The organism is Nocardia sp. NPDC004582, from assembly GCF_053602115.1.
In genome coordinates, this window is record NZ_JBSGCY010000048.1 from 1 (window position 1) to 18,550 (window position 18,550).

An 18,550-nucleotide genomic window follows, 5' to 3' on the forward strand; every position below is an offset into this window, starting at 1 on the left:
CGGCCCGGGCGCCATGGAGGCGGCCAACCGGGGCGCGTCGGAGGCGGGCGGCTATTCGATCGGCCTCGGCATCGAGCTGCCGTTCGAACAGCACCAGCTCGTCGTAGTCACCGGGCGGGATGACGCCGCCCACGGTGACCATGATGTCGGGGCGCCCGACATCGGCCAGTGCCTGCCGCAGGGCCGGCACCAGCGTGAGGTGGCCCGCGGCCAGCGACGAGACGCCGACGACGTGCACGTCGTTGTCGGCCGCCTGCTGCGCCACCTCTTCGGGGGTCTGGAACAGCGGGCCCACGTCGACGTCCATGCCGAGGTCGGCGAAGGCGGTGGCGATCACCTTCTGGCCGCGGTCGTGGCCGTCCTGACCCATCTTGGCGATCAGGATGCGGGGGCGGCGGCCCTCGGCCTCGGCGAACGCCTCGACCAGTTCGATGGCCTTGCTGATGTTGGTCACCTTGCCGGCCTCCTCACGGTAAACGCCGGAGAGCGTACGGATCTCGGCCTGGTGGCGGCCGTAGACCTGCTCCAGGGCATCGGAGATCTCGCCGACGGTGGCCTTGGCACGCGCGGCGTTGATGGCCAGGGCCATCAGGTTGTTCTCCATGCCGCCCTCGGTCGAGGCGGCCGCGCGGGTGAGCTCGGCCAGTGCCTGGGCAACCGCGGCCGAATCACGTTCGGCGCGCAGCTTTTCCAGCTTGGCGTTCTGCTCGGCGCGCACGCGCGAGTTCTCGACCTTGAGGACCTCGATCGGGGTGTCTTCCTCGACCAGGTACTTGTTGACGCCGATCACCGGCTGCTGGCCGGTGTCGATGCGGGCCTGGGTGCGGGCCGCGGCCTCTTCGATGCGCAGCTTCGGAATGCCCTCCGAGATGGCCTGCGCCATACCGCCGTGCGCCTCGATCTCGGCGATGTGGGCGCGGGCGCGCTCGGCCAGCTGGTGGGTCAGCCACTCCACGTAGTACGAGCCGCCCCACGGGTCGGCCGGACGGGTGGTGTTGGACTCCTGCTGGATCAGCAGCTGGGTGTTGCGGGCGATGCGGGCGGAGAAGTCCGTCGGCAGCGCGAGCGCCTCGTCGAGGGCGTTGGTGTGCAGCGACTGGGTGTGGCCCTGGGTGGCGGCCATCGCCTCCACGCAGGTGCGCGCGACATTGTTGAACACGTCCTGCGCGGTCAGCGACCAGCCCGAGGTCTGCGAATGCGTGCGCAGCGCGAGCGACTTCGAGTTCTTCGGCTCGAACTTGGCGACCAGCTCGTTCCAGAGCAGCCGGCCCGCACGGAGTTTGGCGACCTCCATGAAGAAGTTCATGCCGATGGCCCAGAAGAACGACAGCCGCGGTGCGAACTTGTCGACCTCCATGCCCGCGTCCAGACCGGCCTTGATGTACTCCACGCCGTCGGCGAGGGTGTAGGCCAGCTCCAGGTCGGCGGTCGCGCCGGCCTCCTGGATGTGGTAGCCGGAGATCGAGATCGAGTTGAACTTTGGCATCTTCGCGGAGGTGTAGGCGAAGATGTCGGAGATGATCCGCATCGAGGGCTTGGGCGGGTAGATGTAGGTGTTGCGGACCATGAACTCCTTCAGAATGTCGTTCTGAATGGTTCCGGCCAGCTGCTCGGGCGCGACGCCCTGCTCCTCGGCGGCGACGACGTAGAGCGCCAGGATCGGCAGCACCGCGCCGTTCATGGTCATCGACACCGACACCTGGTCCAGCGGAATGTGATCGAACAGTTCCCGCATGTCCAGGATGGAGTCGATGGCGACACCGGCCATACCGACGTCACCGGTGACGCGCGGGTGGTCGGAGTCGTAGCCACGGTGGGTCGCCAGGTCGAAGGCGACCGACAGGCCCTTCTGGCCGGCCTGCAGGTTGCGGCGGTAGAAGGCGTTGGAGTCCGCCGCGGTGGAGAAGCCCGCGTACTGACGGATGGTCCACGGCTGGTTCACGTACATGGTCGGGTACGGACCGCGCACGAACGGCGAGATGCCCGGCACGCTGTCGAGCGGGTAGCCCTCGGCGACGATGGCGTCCCGGTCGGCCTTGGTGAACACCGGCGGCACGTCGATGCCCTCGGGGGTCGACCAGGTGAGCTGTTCGGGCGCATAGTGATTGGCGGTCGCGGCGGTCTTGACGAACTCCTCGACCTGCGCGGCGCTGACCTCGGCGGGGGCGGTGTCGCCCGCGGTCAGCGGTACTTCGGCGAAATTGCCGATCCGGTGCTTGATATCGGTCATCTCTACGCTCCCAGCTTCTCCAGCAGACCGGACAGAGCCGCCACCGCATCCATGCGCGCGGTCACGAAACCGTCGGGGCGCTGGGCGCCGGTCAGGTCCGCGACCGCCTTCTCGGGTCCGGCCAGCAGCACGGTGGTCACACCGGCCGCCCGCAATTCCTCCACCGCCGCGGCGGCGTCGGTGCCGTACCGCTTGTCCGAACCACACAGCACCGCGATCGACGGACCGGCCTCGGTGACCGCCTCGATGCCGCCGGAGGCGAGCAGGTTGGTGGAGAAGGTGACACGAACATTGTTCTCCGACACCGGGCCCAGCGGAACCAGCCGCACCCGCGGCCGCGCGCCGTGGGCGGCCAGGTAGGCGTCGGAACGGTTGCGCAGCGCCTCGAAGGCGGCGCCGTAGCGGAAACCGGCGTCGGCGCGCGCGGCGTCCGACAGCGGCTTCTCGCCCAGGTTCGGGAATTCGTTGACACCGGTGACGGCCGTCTTGCGGTGCGCCACATCGGAATCGCGCTGCGCCTTGGTCTCGCCGATGCGCTCGGCCAGCAGACCCGCCTGCAGCGCGGCCAGGTAACCGCCGGCCGCCTCGATCTCCTGCATGAACTCCCACGCCTTGGCGGCGAGCTCATCGGTCAGCGACTCCACGTACCAAGAGCCCGCGCCCGGGTCCTGCACGTGGCCGAGGCGGGACTCCTCGAGCAGCAGCAGCTGGGTGTTGCGGGCCATGCGCTCGGAGAACGCCTGCGACACCTCGAGTTCCCCGGCGGGCAGGGCGGCGTCGAAGGGCAGCACGGTGACGATGTCGGCGCCGCCGACGCCCGCGCCGAACGCGGCGAGCGTGGTGCGCAGCATGTTCACCCACGGGTCACGCTGGCTCATCATGGCCGCGGAGGTCACGGCCTGCTGCGGCGCGTTACCGGCGGACGGGGCGCCGCACACGTGGGCCACGCGGGCCCAGAGCTTGCGGGCGGCACGGAACTTCGCGACCGTCTCGAACTGGTCGTCGGTGGCGGCGAAGCGGAACTCCAGCTGTCCCAGCGCGTCCACGATGTCGGCGCCCGCGTCGGTGAGCGAGCGCAGGTACTCGAGGCCCGCGGCCACGGCCGCGCCCAGCTCCTGCGCGTCGGAGGCGCCCGCGTTGTGGAAGGCGATTCCGCACACCGTGATCGCGCGGATGGTCTCCGGGCGGCCCACCGCCTGCTGGGCCAGCGCGACCGCGCCGTCCAGGTCGATGGCCGAGGTGCCCGCGAACAGGCTCGTCAGCGGGGTCGCGCCCAGCGAGACGCGGATGTCGGCGCGGTCGGTCAGCGTCGCCACATTGGCGGCCGCGTAGGCGTCCAGCACCGAGAACAGCTGCGCGGCGGCCTCATTGGCGGCCGGGCCGGCGTCCAGGGTGAGCGGGGCCAGCTCGAACAGCAGCCCCCGCAGCGCGGTGGCCAGACCCTCGACGGGGACGCCGCGCTCGGCGACGCCCAGCTGCACGGCGCTCACGCCGTTGTCGAGCGCGAACAGGATGTCGGCGTTGACGGCCTTGGCGTCCTGACCGGCGAACTTCTGGCTCACGAACCAGCCGCGGTGCACGTCGCGGGTGGCGTCGCCACCGCGCACGTAGGGGAACTGCCCGGGCAGCGGCTGCTCGGGCAGTTCGTCACGACGCGTGTAGAGCGGGTTGACCGTCAGACCGTCATAGGTCGTGACCGCGAGCAGCTGCTCCGGCTCGGCCGGCAGTTCGCTCGCATCCACCTTGCGGGCCTTCGCCAGCACCCCGGCGACACCCTTGCGCCAGGCGGCATACTCGGGCACCGGATCGGTGTCCGAGTCGGAAGCAATCGGCATAGCTGCGTGTCCTTCTTCCACTCCCTGACCGGATGACCGCAGAACTGGCATTCGCGCAGATCAACGGTCACTTTGGTTAACGAGCATTCCTCGTCTTTCCCCTGATGCTAGCGGCACCCCCGGGATTGCCGTCTCCGGAGTCTCGCTACCAGCGGGTAACCTGGCGCGGTGCCAACAACCGTGAGCTCCCCGCTCGAGCGCGTATCCGGGCTGCTCAGCCGCCTTCGCCAACCCCGCACCCTGGCCTTGCTGATCGGCTGCGGACTCCTCTTCGCGCTCGCGGCCTTCGCGCCGCATCCGGCACCCCAGCAGATCCGCCAGTGGGCCGACTCGGTCGGGCCCACGCTGCCGCTGGTGTTCTTCGCCGTGCACACGCTGGTGTGCGTGGCCCCGTTCCCCCGAACGATATTCACGCTCAGCGCGGGCATGCTCTTCGGGTCGACCGAAGGCCTGACGCTCGCCGTCACCGCCACCACCCTGAGCGCGGTGCTGGCGTTGTGGCTGGTGCGGGCACTCGATCACGAACGGGTCCGGGCCCGGCTCACCCATCCCTCCGTGCAGGCGGTCGACGCCCGGCTCGCCCGGCGGGGCTGGCTGGCCATCGGATCGTTGCGGCTCATCGCCTTCGCGCCGTTCTCGATCGTGAACTATTGCGCGGCACTGTCTTCCATCCGGTTCACGCCGTACCTCGCGGCCACGTTCCTCGGCATCATCCCGGGCACGGTGGGGACCGTGCTGCTCGGTGACGCGCTCACCAACCGGACCTCCCCCGCCCAGATCATCGTCACCGTCGCATGCCTGGCGGTGGGCGTGATCGGCCTGGTCGTGGACGCCCGGATGACGGTCGAGCGGGCCGACGGCTGAACTGCCCGGAGTCGGATCACCGGACACCCGTGACCGGAATCAGTCCCGCGCCGCGGCCCGGTCGGAACCGAGGTGGGCGTCCAGGTACTGCCGGACCATGATGGTCAGGGCCGCCAGCCGCATGGCGTCCAGCTCCGGCTGCGGGAAGGTGCCGGTGTGGATGGCGAAGCCGTCGAAGCAGAACACCACGATCGAGCCCAGGGCCAGATTCTGCTCGGGCGTGAGTCCACGAGCGGCGGGCAGGCCGCCGCCCGCGAGCATGGCCGCGGCGTACTCGTCGCGGACCACCGAGAGGTGTTCGCGCAGTTGCGCATCGGTGCGGGCCGCGATGGTCAGCTCCAGCCACACCGTATTGATGGGGTCGCGGGCGGCGTCGAGCCAGATCGACAGCACCGCGTCGACGTCGCGCGGGTCGGGCAGCTCGGCGACATTCGCGCGGAAACGCTCGATCTGACGGCGGCCGACCTCCGCCGCGGCCGCGGCGACCAGGTCGAACAGCGAGTCGAACCGCCCGAACAATCCGCCGTGCGAGACCCCGGCGCGCCGGCACACCTCATTGACCGTGAGCTTGACGTAGCCCTTCTCGACGATCGCCCGAATAGCGGCCTCGATCAGCGCCTCTCGCGTCTCGGCGCGCCGCTGGGCCTGAGTCCGCCGTACGGCCGTCACGACACTGTCCTCCAGGCTCCACGTACATCCGATCGACCGATCGTTTTCCTGCGACCACGCTACCAACCTGCCCCCACCTGCTGACAGTCCACCGGCCACCGGTAGCGCTCCGCGCGAGAACGGTGGGGTCCCCTCCGCCCCACCGTCCCCGGCATTCCATGGTCGGTCGCCGCGCCCGCACCCGGCGGCCCGCCGATACCACTGATCAACGTGGTGCCCGCACCCCTGCGCGGGCAAGCCGCACACCGGGATTGGCGCGTACGGACCCACGTCGGCGTGATCGGGTAGCACGCGGAACCCGGGCCGTTGACGGACCCGGTTTCAGAATCACGCTGATCCTGGCCCTGTTCGGCGCGCTGCCGCCCCGACAGGATCGGGCCGGACGGTTTCGGTCTCACCCCGGCACCGCAGGCCCACCCGACGGAGAGAGAGGCGCACCCGCGTGAGTCCCCACCACGTGCCCGGAACACCCACATGATCAGTCTCGGCGCGACCGGCCCCGCGACCGCACCCGCCGACCGTGCCCGAATCGCGCTGCCCGCCGGACCGATTCGCGGCCTCGCCGTGCGCGCGGCCTCCCTGGCCGGATTCCTGGCCCTGTGGTGGGCGGTCGCCGCCGCGCGGCTCGTCGACCCGCAATTCCTGCCGGGCCCGCACGCCGTATGGGACGCCTTCGTGCGCGCCAACAGCTGGCATCAGCTCGCGCCCGGAGTCCCCCGCGAGGTGCCCGGCGAACAGAACTACTTCCTGTGGGAGCATCTGCTGGCCAGCCTGCAGCGCATCGCCGCGGGCGCGGGCGCGGCCGTGATCCTCGGTCCCATAGCCGGTTTCGCGCTCGGCACCTCCCGGACCCTGGCCACCGTCGTCGGGCCCTACCTCAACTTCGTGCGCACCCTGCCGCCGCTGGGCTACATCGGACTGCTCATCGTGTGGTTCGGCATCGGCGACACCTCCAAGATCTGGCTGCTGTTCCTGGCCGCCTTCCCGCCCATCGTGATCGCGACCATGACGGGCGTGCACCAGGTTTCGGCCGACCGCGTCCATGCCGCCCGCGCGCTGGGCGCGAACCGGCTGCAGGTCGTCACCCGGGTGCTACTGCCCGCCACCCTGCCCGAGGTCATCGGCGGGATCCGGGTCGCCGTCGGATTCGCCTGGACCACCGTGGTCGCGGCCGAGCTGAACAACGGCATCCCCGGCATCGGCGGGCTCGCCTTCCTGGCCGGTCAGCAGCTCAACACCGCGCTGACCATGGCCTGCATCATCGTCATCGGTCTCACCGCGCTCACGCTCGACGCGGTCATCAGTCGGATCGGCGCGCTGGTCGTGCCGTGGAAAGGCCAAGCATGAAACGCGTTGCCCGTTCAGTACGCACAGCCGCGGCCCTGGCGGTCGCCGGGCTGCTCACCGCCTCCCTGACCGCGTGCGTCCAATCCGGGCGCACCGACCAGTCCCGCGGCGGCGGGGAGAAGGTGGCGTGCCCGGTCGCCGTCGACGAAACCTTCACCGGGACGGTGCGACTCGGCTACCAGGAGATCCCCAACGGGGACCTGATCGTGAAGGACGCCGGACTGCTCGAGACCTGCCTGCCCAAGGCCACCATCACCTGGTCCAAGTTCGCCTCCGGCGCCACCGTCATCCAGGCGTTCGGATCGAACTCCCTGGATCTGGGTCTGCTCGGCAGCGCGGCCGCCGCCCGGGCGCTGTCCGCGCCGCTGCACATCGGCATGAAGGCGGTGTGGGTGCACGACGTGATCGGCGCGGCCGAATCGCTCGTCGTGAAGGACCCGGCCATCACCTCGGTGGCGGGCCTGCGCGGCAAGAAGGTCGCGGTGCCGTTCGCCAGCACCTCGCACTACAGCCTGCTCGCGGCGCTCACCGCCGCCGGAATCGAGCGGGACGTGACGCTGGTGAACATGCAGCCCGACGCCATCGCCGCGGCCTGGCGTGGCGGCGATATCGACGCGGCGTTCATCTGGGAGCCGACGCTGTCGGAACTGGTGAAGAACGGGCACGTGGTCACCACCGCCGCCGAGACCGCCAAGGCGGGCAAACCCACCTATGACCTGGCGGGCGCGCGCAGCGACTTCGTCACGGCCAACCCGCGCTTCCTCGAGGTGTGGACCGCCGCGCAGAACTGGGCGGTCAATCTCATCAACTCCGCGCCCGACAGTGCCGCCACCCATATCGCCGCGCAACTCGGCGTTCCGGTCGCCGACATCCGCAAGCAGCTCGGCGAGTACGGCTACCTCGACGCCGCCACCCAGGCCGGTCCGGCCTATCTGGGCAAGCAGCTGGGCGCGGACCTGAAGTCCTCGGCCGACTTCCTGCTGAGCCAGGGTGAGATCCAGGGCCTGGCGGCGCCCGAGGCGTATGCCGGAGCGGTCGACGCGGGCGCGGCCACCAAGGTCAGCGCGAAATGACCGCGGCGCTCGACCAGCGCGACCGGGTGGTGCTGACCGAGGTCTCCAAGACCTATGACACCCCGACGGGCAGCACCGTCGCACTGTCCCCCACCGATCTGGTCATCGAGCCCGGCGAGTTCGTGAGCATCGTCGGGCCGTCCGGATGCGGCAAGACCACGCTGCTGCGGCTGCTCGGCGGGTTCCTCGAGCCCAGCACCGGCACCCTGCTGGTCGGCCGGGACCGCGTCGACGGCCCGAGCCCCGACCGCGGGGTCGTCTTCCAGTCGCCCACCCTGTACCCGTGGCTCACCGTCCGCGGCAATGTCGAGTTCGGACCGAAATGTCGCGGCGTGGACAAGAAGACGCGGCGGGTCGCGGCGGACCGGCTGCTCGAACTCGTCGGGCTCGCCGACGTCGGCGGGAAGCGGCCCTACGAACTGTCCGGCGGCATGCAGCAGCGGGCGCAGATCGCGCGGGTGCTCGCCAACGATCCGCGCATCATCCTCATGGACGAGCCGTTCGGCGCGCTGGATCAGCTCACCCGCGAGCGGTTGCAGGTGGAGTTGCTGCGGCTGTGGCGTGCGGCCGGGAAAACCATTGTGTTCGTGACCCATTCGGTGGAGGAGGCGGTATTCCTGTCCACTCGGGTCCTGGTCATGAGCGCCCGGCCGGGACGGGTCATCGTGGACCGCGCCATCACCCTGCCCGGCGATGACGACGACGGTGTCCGGGAGTTAGCTGTCACCGCGACGCCTGAATTCCAAGCCCTCAAGATCGAATTGGCGCAGGCGATCTACGAAGCCCACGCGTGATTCCTCGAAATACGACAATGGCCCGTGCCGCATCATCGCGGCACGGGCCATCGCAAATTCCGGGTGAGCGGAACGCCTATTACAGGTAGGCGCCGCACACGGGCCAGGCGCCCCGGCCCTGGCCGGCGAGCACGTTCTCCGCGACGCGGATCTGCTCCTCACGGCTGGCGTTGGCGGCGCTGCCCGCGCCACCGTAGGCGTTCCAGGTGCTCTGGGTGAACTGCAGGCCGCCGTAGAAACCGTTGCCGGTGTTGGCGGCCCAGTTGCCACTGCTCTCGCACTGCGCGACAGCATCCCAGTTGCCCGAGGCGGCCGAGGCGGTCGCCGTCGACAGCGCGAACGGGACGGACACGAGCGCGCCCACGGCCGCGGTGGCGGCGGCGATACGAGTGCGGGTGGTGAGCTTCCGGTTGCGATGCATAAGTTTGTTTCCTCGCCCCGCTCCCACCGGCCCGTGCTGCTCGCTGCGGGTCCCCGTCCCCAGGGGTATCGGTTGCTCTCGAATCGCGGGACGGAGTTGCCGGTGTTCGTCGATTCGAGCTGGAGCCCGGGTTTCTCCGAGCCGCTAGCGACGGTAACGGAAAGATCTCCGCAAATCACGTATCGATCACGAGCAGTTGACGAAACGATTGCGACCGTACTTTATGCGGTTTACGCAGTTCGTCGCGGAGTGTCGGGGAATGACAATTCTGGAATTCAACCGATAATTTGTGAGCGAGGTCACGCGTAAAAGGTGACGCCGATCGCGTAATACAAACGCGACACAAAACGATGCGCGCGCGAAAACCTGCCGCGACCGGCTCGGATCGTGCTGCGCGCAACCGTTGCCCCAGGTCAGAGCCCTAGGGATAGTTCCTGGAACGTCGTTTCGGGTCCCCCAGGAGGAACCATGGCCGCCATCGATGAACCCCGGTCCGGAGCCCGCGCGGTCGACCGCGCGATCCACGTCCTGAACTGCCTCGAGGGCGACGATCCCGAGCTGTCGCTGAGTGAACTGGCCCAGCGGGCCGCGCTGCCGGTCAGCACTACGCACCGGCTGGCCCAGGCGCTGGTCCGGGGCGGGTTGCTCGAGCAGGATCCGGCCACCGACCGGTATCGGGTCGGGCAGGGACTGGCCACGCTGGCCCGGCCGGCCCTGGCCCGCCTCGGCCTGGACTCGATCGCGCCGCACCTCTACGCGCTGGCGGCGGGCATCCGCATCACGGTCAGCGTCAGCGTGCCCGAGGCCGACGACGCGGTGACGGTGTTCCAGGCCCGACCGCCCGTGCACTTCTGCCACCATCAGGTGCCGCGAGCCCGGCAGTCGCTGCACGCCAGCGCGACGGGTCACGCGTTGCTCGCCTACTCCGCCACCCGGGCGGCGGCCGATGTCGACCTCGACCGGGTCCGGCACCGGGGGTTCGCCAGCGAGCTCATCGAGACCGAGGATCCGATCCGCGCGCTCGCCGTCCCGATCGTCGGGCCGCATCGGCAGGTGCGGGGTGCGCTGGCGGTGCAGGCCCGCTCGGCGCGCCTGGACGGCGAGTTGATCCGGGCCGTCGTCCCGGCCATGCGCATCGCGGCCGGGCGGATCGCACCACTGTTCCAAAACACCGGCGACGCAATGCTTTCCGTCGCCGAATTTCGCTCACACTGATTTCCACATCGTGAAATGGCGGTTGCCGGGGCATCCCGGCCATCGCAGCATGTGAGCACTCCGACCGACCGTCCCCGCCCCCGAAGAGGAATCCCCATGCGGCTCTGTTGTCGTCCCCGCCACGAAACCCATTCCGCGACGGACACATTCACCGAAAGACTTCCTCATGGCCTTCTCTCTCCGCCCCGTGCGGGTGCGGCGCGCGGTCGCCGCCGCGATCGCGGTCACCAGCGCGGCGGTCCTGCTCACCGGCTGCGCCAAGACCGATGCGGGCACGACCGCCGACGGTAGGACCGTCCTCCGCTATCAGGGCAGCACCGGCCAGGTCTCGGCCTTCGAGCTCGCGGCCGACCTGGGCTACTTCACCAAGATCGACCTGCACTGGGAGGGCGACACCACCAGCGGTCCCGCCAATATCCAGGCCGCCGCCACCAAGCAGGTGGAATTCGGCAGCGCGTTCAACGGCGCGGTCATCAAACTCATCGCCGGCGGCGCACCGGTCACCTCGGTCCTCAGCTCCTACGGGGCGGACGAACTGAACTTCACCGGCTACTTCGTGCGCGACGACTCCCGCATCACCTCCGCGCGCGACCTCATCGGCAAGAAGGTCGGCGTCAACACCCTGGGCGCGCACCACGAATTCATCACCCGCCAATGGCTGCACGATCAAGGGCTCAGCGACGCCGAGATCAAGCAGGTGCAGCTCATCGTGCTGCCACCGGCCAATACCGAGGACGCGCTACGCAACGGGCAGATCGACGTGGCCGCGCTCGGCGGCGTCTTCCGCGACACCGCCCTCGGGCGCGGCGGCATCCATCCGCTGTACACCGACAAGGATCTGTTCGGCCAGTTCGATTACGGCACCTATGTTTTCCGCAACGACTACCTGAAGTCGCACGGCGACGCGGTGGCCGACTTCGTGCAGGGCACCGCGCGCGCCACCCGCTGGCTGCAGGTGACCCCGCGCGACGAGGTGGTGGCCCGGTTCGCCGACATCATCCACAAGCGCGGGCGCAACGAGAACACCTCGCTGCTGCAGTACTACAAGAGCTCCGGCATCCCGGTCCCCGGCGGCGTGGTCGCCGAGCGGGAGCTGCAGATCTGGATCGACTGGCTGGTGCGCAACGGCGAACTGCCCGCGGGCAAGCTCGCCGCCAAGGACCTCTACACCAACAAGGACAATCCGTACGCCAACGGGAAGTACCCGGCGACCGGCGGCCCGAGCGGCGAGGCGGTGTCGAAATGAGCACCGCCGCCGTCAAACTGGCTCTGTCCGGGGTTCGCAAGGAGTTCCCGATCCGGGGCGAACGGGAACCGCTCACCGCGCTCTCCGACATCTCCGTCGATGTTCGCGACGGCGAGTTCCTGGTCCTGGTCGGGCCCAGCGGTTCGGGCAAATCCACGCTGCTGGATCTGCTCGGCGGACTGGACCGCCCGACCGCCGGGCAGATCCTGCTCGACGGAGCGCCCGTCACCGGCCCCGGCCTCGATCGCGGCATCGTATTCCAGCAGTACGCGCTGCTGCCCTGGCGTACGGCCCGGGCCAACATCGAATTCGGGTTGGAGGCCAAGGGCATTCCCCGCCGCGCCCGCAAGGGAATCGCCGAGCACTATCTGGAACTGGTCGGACTGGCCGGATTCGGCAACCGTTACCCGCACGAACTGTCCGGCGGCATGAAGCAGCGCGTCGCCATCGCCCGCAGCCTCGCGTTCGATCCCGAAGTGCTGCTGATGGACGAACCGTTCGCCGCGCTCGACGCCCAGACCCGGGAGTCGTTGCAGGACGAGCTGTTACGGATCTGGCGGGCCACCGGCAAGACGGTGCTGTTCATCACCCACGGCATCGACGAGGCCGTCTACCTGGGGCAGCGGGTCGCGGTGCTGACCTCACGGCCCGGGCGGATCAAGGCCGTGGTCGACATCGACCTCGACCGGGCGGCCGACCCGGATGTCCGTTCCAGCGAGCGGTTCCGCGAACTGCGCCACCACGTGTGGACGCTACTGCATGACGAGGTCGCGCGAGCTCGGGACCTCGAGCAGGCCGCGCTCACCGCCGATCGGAGGAATCCCCATGTCTAGCGCTGTGCACCTGGTCGACGCACCCGTCGAGATCCCGACGCGCACCGCCGATCACGCGACACCGCGACCGAACCGCGCCGCCTCGGTCCTGCCGGGGATCGCCCGCATCGGCTGGCGGATCGGCAAACCGGCCGTGGTGATCGCGGCGTTCCTCGCGGTGTGGGAGGCCGCGCCGCGACTGGGACTCGTGGACGAGGTCTTCCTGCCGCCGTTCTCCACGGTCGTCGGGGCAGGGCAGGAGCTGATCCGCAACGGTCAGCTGTGGGAGCACGTGTCCACCAGCCTGACCCGCTCGCTCATCGGCTTCGCCATCGCACTCGTGGCGGCGATCCCGGTCGGTGTGGCGATCGCCTGGTACCGGCCGGTCGCGGAGTTCCTGAGCCCGGTGCTGGAACTGTTCCGCAATACCGCGGCCCTCGCCCTGCTGCCGGTGTTCATCCTGATCCTCGGCATCGGCGAGACCTCGAAGATCGCGCTGGTGGTGTACGCGGCCTTCTTCCCGATCCTGCTCAACACCATCAGCGGCGTGCGAACCGTGGACCCGCTGCTCGTGAAATCGGCCGTCTCACTCGGCTTCTCACCGCTGCGGCTGTTCCAGAAGGTGATCCTGCCCGCGGCCGTGCCGTCCATCTTCACCGGTATCCGGATGGCGGCCTCGGGCTCGATCCTGGTGCTCATCGCCGCGGAGATGTTCGGGGCGCGCGCCGGACTCGGATACCTGATCACCGCCGCGCAGCAGAACTTCCAGATTCCGGACATGTACGCCGGGATCGTCGCCATCGCCGTGGTCGGACTCGTCTACAACGGCGTGCTCGTGGCCATCGAGCGGCGGCTGTCCCGGTGGCGCGCGCACCGCTAGCCGCCGCCACCCCCTGAAACCATCGAAGGATCACTCCCCTATGTCCAACCCCCGCAAGACCTTCCATCTCAACGCCTTCCTCATGGGCGTCGGCCACCACGAGGCCGCCTGGCGGCATCCCCGCACCCGCGAACACCAGGTGCTCGAGGTCGGGCACTTCCAGGAGCTCGGGCGCATCGCCGAACGCGGCAAACTCGACTCGGTGTTCTTCGCCGACGGACTCGCCGTGGGGCCGCGCGTCAAACGCAACGCGCTCGCCGTCTTCGAACCGGTCACCCTGCTCGCGGCCATCGCCACCGCCACCGCGCATGTGGGCCTCATCGCCACCGCCTCGACCAGCTACAACGAACCCTTCAATCTGGCCCGCAAATTCGCCTCCCTGGACCACATCAGCGGTGGGCGGGCCGGATGGAACATCGTCACCTCCGGCAGCGAGGACGAGGCGTTCAACTTCGGCTTCGACGCCATCCCCGAACACGCCCGCCGCTACGAGCGGGCCGAGGAGTTCGTCGATCTGGCGGTCCAGCTGTGGGACAGCTGGGAATCCGACGCGATCGTGCTGGACCCGGAGACCGGCGTCTTCGCCGACCCGGACAAAGTGCACACCCTCGACTACCGCGGCGAACGATTCCGGGTCCGCGGGCCGCTGAACTCCCCGCGCAGCCCGCAGGGTCGGCCGCTGCTCGTGCAGGCCGGATCCTCGGAGAGCGGAAAGGAATTCGCGGCCCGCCACGCCGAGGCCGTGTTCACCGCCCAACGCACCCTCGCCGAAGGGCAAGCGTTCTACCGGGACCTGAAGGCCCGGCTACCCAAGTACGGTCGTTCCGCCGACGACCTGAAGGTGCTGCCCGGTCTGGTGCCGTTCATCGCCGCCACCGAGGCCGAAGCGCGAGCGCTGGAACAGGAATTCACCGACCTCATCTCTCCCGACTACGCGCTGCGGCAGTTGTCGGCGCTGCTGGGCGTCGACCTCACCGAGCACGCCCTCGACGCGCCGCTGCCGCCGCTGCCACCCGAAAGCGAGATCGAAGGCGGCAAGAGCAGATTCACCCTCGTCAAGGAGCTCGCCGAGAAGGAGGAGCTGACCGTCCGCCAGCTCATCGGCAAGCTCGGCGGCGGCCGCGGCCACCGCACCCTCGCCGGCACACCCGAACAGATCGCCGACGACCTGCAGACCTGGTTCGAGCAGGGCGCGGCCGACGGCTTCAACATCATGCCGCCGTACCTGCCCGGCGGGCTCGAGGACTTCGTCGACCAGGTGGTGCCGATCCTGCAGCAGCGCGGCCTGTTCCGCACCGAGTACACCGCCACCACCCTGCGCGGCCACTACGGGCTCGCCCCGGTGGAAAGCCAGTTCACTCCCGTCCGCACCCAGGCCACCGCCTGAGCACCGAAAGGAAACCCTCATGACCACCGTCACCGAGCACCCCGTCGGCACCTTCCAGATCACGCCCGTCGCCGGGCACATCGGCGCCGAGATCAGCGGCATCGACCTGCGCGACGACTTCACCGACGAGCAGATCGCGGTCCTGACCGCGGCCCTGCACGAATACAAGGTGCTGTTCTTCCGCGATCAGCACATCGGGCACGCCGAGCAGATCGCGTTCTCACGCCGCTTCGGCGCGGTCACGCCCTCGCATCCCTACGACGACGACGCGCCCACCGAGCACCCCGAGATCCTGGCCGTCGACAGCCGGCTCTACGAAAAGCGGTTCGGGAAGAAGAAATTCAGCTACACCAATCAGTGGCACACCGATATCTCGCCACTGATCAACCCGCCCGCCGCCTCCCTGCTGCGCGCCGAGATCGCACCCGAGCGCGGTGGCGACACCCAGTGGACCAATCTGGCGGCCGCCTATGCGGGACTGCCGGATTCGCTCAAAACGCTCCTCGACGGCCTGCGCGCCGAGCACCGGTTCGGCGGCAAGCTGCCCGTGTGGGACGCCGACAGCGACTACGCCAAGCGCGTCGCGGCGGCGCCGCTGGTCACCGAGCATCCGGTGGTCCGGGTACACCCGGTCACCGGGGAACGCGTGCTGTTCGTGAACCCCGGCTTCACCACCCGCATCATCGGATTGACCCCGCGGCAGAGCGACGCGCTGCTCGAGCTGCTGTACGCCGAGATCGCCGACCCCGCGTACACGGTCCGATTCCGGTGGGAGAAGGGCAGTGTCGCGTTCTGGGACAACCGCGCCACCGCGCACCTGGCGCCCAGCGATCTCGACCATCTCGACGTGACCCGGGTGCTGTACCGCACGACCCTCGAAGGGGAGGTGCCCGTGGGCGTCGACGGCGAGCAGTCGCGGTCGATCTCGGGCGAACGCTTCGACGGTTCGGCGAACTGACTGACGGTTCGGCGAACTGACTATTGAGGCCCTCCCGGCGGTGCCGGGAGGGCCTCAATCAATCTCGCGTCAATCGATATCGCGTCCGGCGGCTATCGCGTCCGCCAGCTATCGCGTCCGGGAACTCGAGGGATCAACGTCCCTGCGGGCGCGGCGGCTGCGGCGGGTTCTGCCAGCGCTGATCGGGCGGTTCCTGCCGGTACTGCGGCTGTACGGGCGGCGTCGGACGCTGGGTGTGCGGCAGCTGCTGCGGTGCGACCGTCGGCGGCAGGCTCATCGGCTCGACCGGGGTGCGGGCGTCGGCCTCCGCGGCGCGCACGGCCTGCTGGGTGGCCGGGTCGGTGGCCGTGTCGAACCAGTCGGCGACCTCGTCGGAGTCGTCCTCGGTGGCCGGCTCGGCACCGTCGGGGGCGGGCTCATAACGGAAGACGCCGTCCTCGCCCTGCTTGCCGAAGCCACGCGCGAAGCCTTCCAAAGCCTTGCCGAAGTCGCTCGGCACCAGCCACACCTTGTTGGCGTCACCCTTGGCGACCTGCGGCAGGGTCTGCATGTACTGGTAGGCCAGCAGCTCGGGGGTGGGTTTGCCGTTCTTGATCGCGGCGAACACCTTCTCGATGGCCTTGGCCTGGCCCTGCGCCTGCAGGTACGCGGCCGCCCGTTCACCTTGGGCACGCAGGATGCGGGACTGCCGCTCACCTTCGGCGGACAGGATCATCGACTGTTTGGAGCCCTCGGCCGCGAGGATCTGCGCCTGCTTCTGGCCCTCGGCCGTCTTGATCGACGCCTCGCGCTGACCTTCGGCGGTGAGGATGATGGCGCGCTTCTCGCGGTCGGCCTTCATCTGCTTCTCCATCGATTCCTGAATCGACGGCGGCGGATCGATCGCCTTGAGTTCCACGCGCGAGACCCGCAGGCCCCAGCGGCCGGTGGCCTCGTCGAGGACGCCGCGCAGTTCACCGTTGATCTGGTCGCGGGAGGTGAGGGTTTCCTCGAGGGTCATGCCGCCGACCACGTTGCGCAGCGTGGTGATCGTCAACTGCTCAACGGCGGCAATGTAATTGGAGATCTCGTAGACGGCGGCTTGCGGGCTGGTGACCTGGAAGTACACCACCGAGTCGATCTGCACGGTCAGGTTGTCCTTGGTGATGACCGGCTGCGGCGGGAAGGACACCACCCGCTCGCGGAGGTCCACCTTGGCGCGGACGCGGTCCGCGAACGGCACCAGGAAGGTCAGCTGCCCGGACACGGTCCGCGAATAGCGGCCCAGCCGTTCGATCACGGCGGCCTCGGCCTGCGGCACCAGCGCCACCGACTTGAAGACCACCACCACGACCAGAAGAATGAGTACGACGGCGACTATCAGTACAGCCATCACGGCCCTTTCATGACGACGGCGTGCGCGCCGTCGATCCTCATGACGAACACGGTCGAACCGACCGGGTAGGTCTCCTCGGCGTTATACGGACGCGCACTCCACACTTCTCCGCCGAGCTTCACGCGACCGCCATGCTCATCGACCGTTTCGAGCACCTTGGCGGTCTTACCGGGCAGGGCGTCCACCCCCGTCTGATGCGGCGGCGGAATCGCGTAGCGCCGCAACAGGAATGGGCGCACCAGCACCAACAGCGCGATCGAGGTGACACCGAACACGACCGCGTCCACCAGCACCGGGGCCCCCGTGAGCGCGTTCACGCCCGCGGTGATCAGCGCGGCGACCCCCAGCATGATCAGCACGAGACTGCCCGTGAGCATCTCGGCCGCCGCGAGCAGGATGCCCGCGACCAGCCAAACTATTGCGGCCACGCCACAACAGTAACTGTATTTGCGAGGCCCGGCTGATATTCGTGATCACTCCGAGCCCCACGACCGGGCACATCGGACACCGATCGCCGGAATCCGTGCGCAACCTGCCCAGCAGCCGCCCCCGCCGCCGGAATGGGCGCGGCGCGAGCGGGATTCCCGCCCGCCGCCGGTAACCTCGACGCGGTGAGTGGGCACCAGAAGTACGGCGACATCTTCTCCGGGCACGCACGGAAACAGAAGCGGGAGGTGCCCCGCGTGGTCGCCGAACGCGACCTGGTCGCCGAGGACGCGGCCACCGGATTCTGCGGCGCCGTAGTCGGTTTCGACCGCAGCTACGACGGCGAGTTCGTCAAACTCGAGGACCGCGCCGGACGAGTCCGCCTGTTCGCCCTGCGGGAAGCCGCCTTCCTGATCGACGGCCGGCCGGTGACCCTGGTGAAGCCGACCGCCACCGCACCCGCGAAACCCACCCGATCCGCCTCCGGATCCACCCGCGTCGAAGGCCTGAAAGCGCGCGTCGCGCGCGCCAGCCGCATCTGGGTCGAAGGCATCCACGACGCCGCCCTCGTCGAACGCGTGTGGGGCCACGACCTCCGCGTCGAAGGCGTGGTCGTCGAACAACTCGAAGGCCTCGACCACCTCGGCGCGAAGCTCGCCGAATTCCAGCCCGGCCCGAACCACCGCGTCGGCGTCCTGGTCGACCACCTGGTCACCGGCTCCAAGGAATCGGGCCTCACCCAGGGCCTCGGCCCGCACGTCCTCGTCACCGGCCACCCCTACATCGACGTGTGGCAGGCCGTCCGGCCCCGAGCCGTGGGCATCCCCGCCTGGCCGGACGTACCCCGAGGCGAGGACTGGAAGACCGGCATTTGCGGGCGCCTCGGCTGGGGCACCCCGCAGGACGGGTGGCGGCGCGTCTACAACGCCGTCAACTCCTACCGCGATCTGGAAACCCCCCTCATCGGTGCGGTCGAACGACTGATCGATTTCGTCACCGAGCAGGAGTAGCCCGCCAG

17 protein-coding genes are annotated in these 18,550 nt (G+C 69.2%); 11 read left to right on the plus strand and 6 right to left on the minus strand.

Translation table 11 applies throughout. From position 1 onward, the window contains the following. The coding region (scpA, locus tag ACWELJ_RS15835) for a methylmalonyl-CoA mutase (RefSeq protein WP_452366867.1) at positions 1-2,230 on the minus strand (2,230 nt) is incomplete at its 3' end. A gap of 2 nt (positions 2,231-2,232) precedes the next feature. After that, the gene (locus ACWELJ_RS15840) at positions 2,233-4,065 is read right to left on the minus strand and encodes a methylmalonyl-CoA mutase family protein (RefSeq protein WP_452366868.1); all 1,833 of its coding nucleotides are present in this window, start codon (positions 4,063-4,065) and stop codon (positions 2,233-2,235) included. A gap of 168 nt (positions 4,066-4,233) precedes the next feature. Between ACWELJ_RS15840 and ACWELJ_RS15845 the strand changes: the two genes are divergently transcribed. Next, positions 4,234-4,929 (plus strand): TVP38/TMEM64 family protein, encoded by a 696-nt coding sequence (locus ACWELJ_RS15845; protein WP_452366869.1) that lies wholly within the window; start codon positions 4,234-4,236, stop codon positions 4,927-4,929. A 39-nt stretch (positions 4,930-4,968) separates the two neighbouring features. Here the strand turns inward: ACWELJ_RS15845 and ACWELJ_RS15850 are convergent, their stop codons facing one another. Then, positions 4,969-5,598: a TetR/AcrR family transcriptional regulator gene (locus ACWELJ_RS15850; RefSeq protein ID WP_452366870.1), complete on the minus strand. Its 630-nt coding sequence runs from the start codon at positions 5,596-5,598 to the stop codon at positions 4,969-4,971. A 474-nt stretch (positions 5,599-6,072) separates the two neighbouring features. Between ACWELJ_RS15850 and ACWELJ_RS15855 the strand changes: the two genes are divergently transcribed. The 3 genes from ACWELJ_RS15855 to ACWELJ_RS15865 are packed head-to-tail and all read left to right on the plus strand — an operon-like array spanning position 6,073 to position 8,812. Continuing rightward, positions 6,073-6,945: an ABC transporter permease gene (locus ACWELJ_RS15855; RefSeq protein WP_452366871.1), complete on the plus strand. Its 873-nt coding sequence runs from the start codon at positions 6,073-6,075 to the stop codon at positions 6,943-6,945. Then, complete coding sequence (locus tag ACWELJ_RS15860) at positions 6,942-8,018, plus strand: taurine ABC transporter substrate-binding protein (RefSeq protein ID WP_452366872.1); 1,077 nt, start codon at positions 6,942-6,944, stop codon at positions 8,016-8,018. The genes ACWELJ_RS15855 and ACWELJ_RS15860 overlap by 4 nt, the downstream gene beginning before the upstream one ends. Then, positions 8,015-8,812 (plus strand): ABC transporter ATP-binding protein, encoded by a 798-nt coding sequence (locus tag ACWELJ_RS15865; RefSeq protein ID WP_452366873.1) that lies wholly within the window; start codon positions 8,015-8,017, stop codon positions 8,810-8,812. The genes ACWELJ_RS15860 and ACWELJ_RS15865 overlap by 4 nt, the downstream gene beginning before the upstream one ends. A 79-nt stretch (positions 8,813-8,891) precedes the next feature. Here the strand turns inward: ACWELJ_RS15865 and ACWELJ_RS15870 are convergent, their stop codons facing one another. Continuing rightward, entirely contained in the window at positions 8,892-9,233 is a 342-nt protein-coding gene (locus tag ACWELJ_RS15870; protein ID WP_357276906.1) for a transglycosylase family protein, read from the minus strand. A gap of 468 nt (positions 9,234-9,701) precedes the next feature. Here ACWELJ_RS15870 and ACWELJ_RS15875 point away from each other — a divergent pair, with 468 nt between their 5' ends. The 6 genes from ACWELJ_RS15875 to ACWELJ_RS15900 all read left to right on the plus strand — a co-directional run bounded on the left by ACWELJ_RS15875 (position 9,702) and on the right by ACWELJ_RS15900 (position 15,731). Continuing rightward, positions 9,702-10,448 (plus strand): IclR family transcriptional regulator, encoded by a 747-nt coding sequence (locus ACWELJ_RS15875; RefSeq protein WP_452366874.1) that lies wholly within the window; start codon positions 9,702-9,704, stop codon positions 10,446-10,448. A 166-nt stretch (positions 10,449-10,614) separates the two neighbouring features. Further along, the gene (locus tag ACWELJ_RS15880; RefSeq protein WP_452366875.1) at positions 10,615-11,694 is read left to right on the plus strand and encodes an ABC transporter substrate-binding protein; all 1,080 of its coding nucleotides are present in this window, start codon (positions 10,615-10,617) and stop codon (positions 11,692-11,694) included. Continuing rightward, the gene (locus ACWELJ_RS15885) at positions 11,691-12,527 is read left to right on the plus strand and encodes an ABC transporter ATP-binding protein (RefSeq protein ID WP_452366876.1); all 837 of its coding nucleotides are present in this window, start codon (positions 11,691-11,693) and stop codon (positions 12,525-12,527) included. The genes ACWELJ_RS15880 and ACWELJ_RS15885 overlap by 4 nt, the downstream gene beginning before the upstream one ends. Next, the gene (locus ACWELJ_RS15890; protein ID WP_452366877.1) at positions 12,520-13,386 is read left to right on the plus strand and encodes an ABC transporter permease; all 867 of its coding nucleotides are present in this window, start codon (positions 12,520-12,522) and stop codon (positions 13,384-13,386) included. Before ACWELJ_RS15885 ends, ACWELJ_RS15890 begins: the two co-directional genes overlap by 8 nt. Positions 13,387-13,426: 40 nt before the next feature. Next, positions 13,427-14,773 (plus strand): LLM class flavin-dependent oxidoreductase, encoded by a 1,347-nt coding sequence (locus tag ACWELJ_RS15895; protein WP_452366878.1) that lies wholly within the window; start codon positions 13,427-13,429, stop codon positions 14,771-14,773. Between the two features lie 19 nt (positions 14,774-14,792). Further along, positions 14,793-15,731, plus strand: a complete 939-nt coding sequence (locus ACWELJ_RS15900; RefSeq protein WP_452366879.1) for a TauD/TfdA dioxygenase family protein — start codon at positions 14,793-14,795, stop codon at positions 15,729-15,731. 133 nt (positions 15,732-15,864) lie between these two features. On the opposite strand, the gene ACWELJ_RS15905 is transcribed toward ACWELJ_RS15900, so the two are convergent. Next, positions 15,865-17,103, minus strand: coding sequence for an SPFH domain-containing protein (locus ACWELJ_RS15905; RefSeq protein ID WP_452366880.1), 1,239 nt, complete (start codon positions 17,101-17,103; stop codon positions 15,865-15,867). Then, positions 17,103-17,534 carry an NfeD family protein gene (locus tag ACWELJ_RS15910; RefSeq protein WP_452366881.1) on the minus strand — a complete coding sequence of 144 codons (432 nt, stop codon included), beginning with the start codon at positions 17,532-17,534 and terminating at the stop codon, positions 17,103-17,105. Before ACWELJ_RS15910 ends, ACWELJ_RS15905 begins: the two co-directional genes overlap by 1 nt. Positions 17,535-17,717: 183 nt before the next feature. Here ACWELJ_RS15910 and ACWELJ_RS15915 point away from each other — a divergent pair, with 183 nt between their 5' ends. Continuing rightward, the gene (locus ACWELJ_RS15915) at positions 17,718-18,542 is read left to right on the plus strand and encodes a DUF3097 domain-containing protein (protein ID WP_452366882.1); all 825 of its coding nucleotides are present in this window, start codon (positions 17,718-17,720) and stop codon (positions 18,540-18,542) included. Positions 18,543-18,550: the final 8 nt, after the last annotated feature.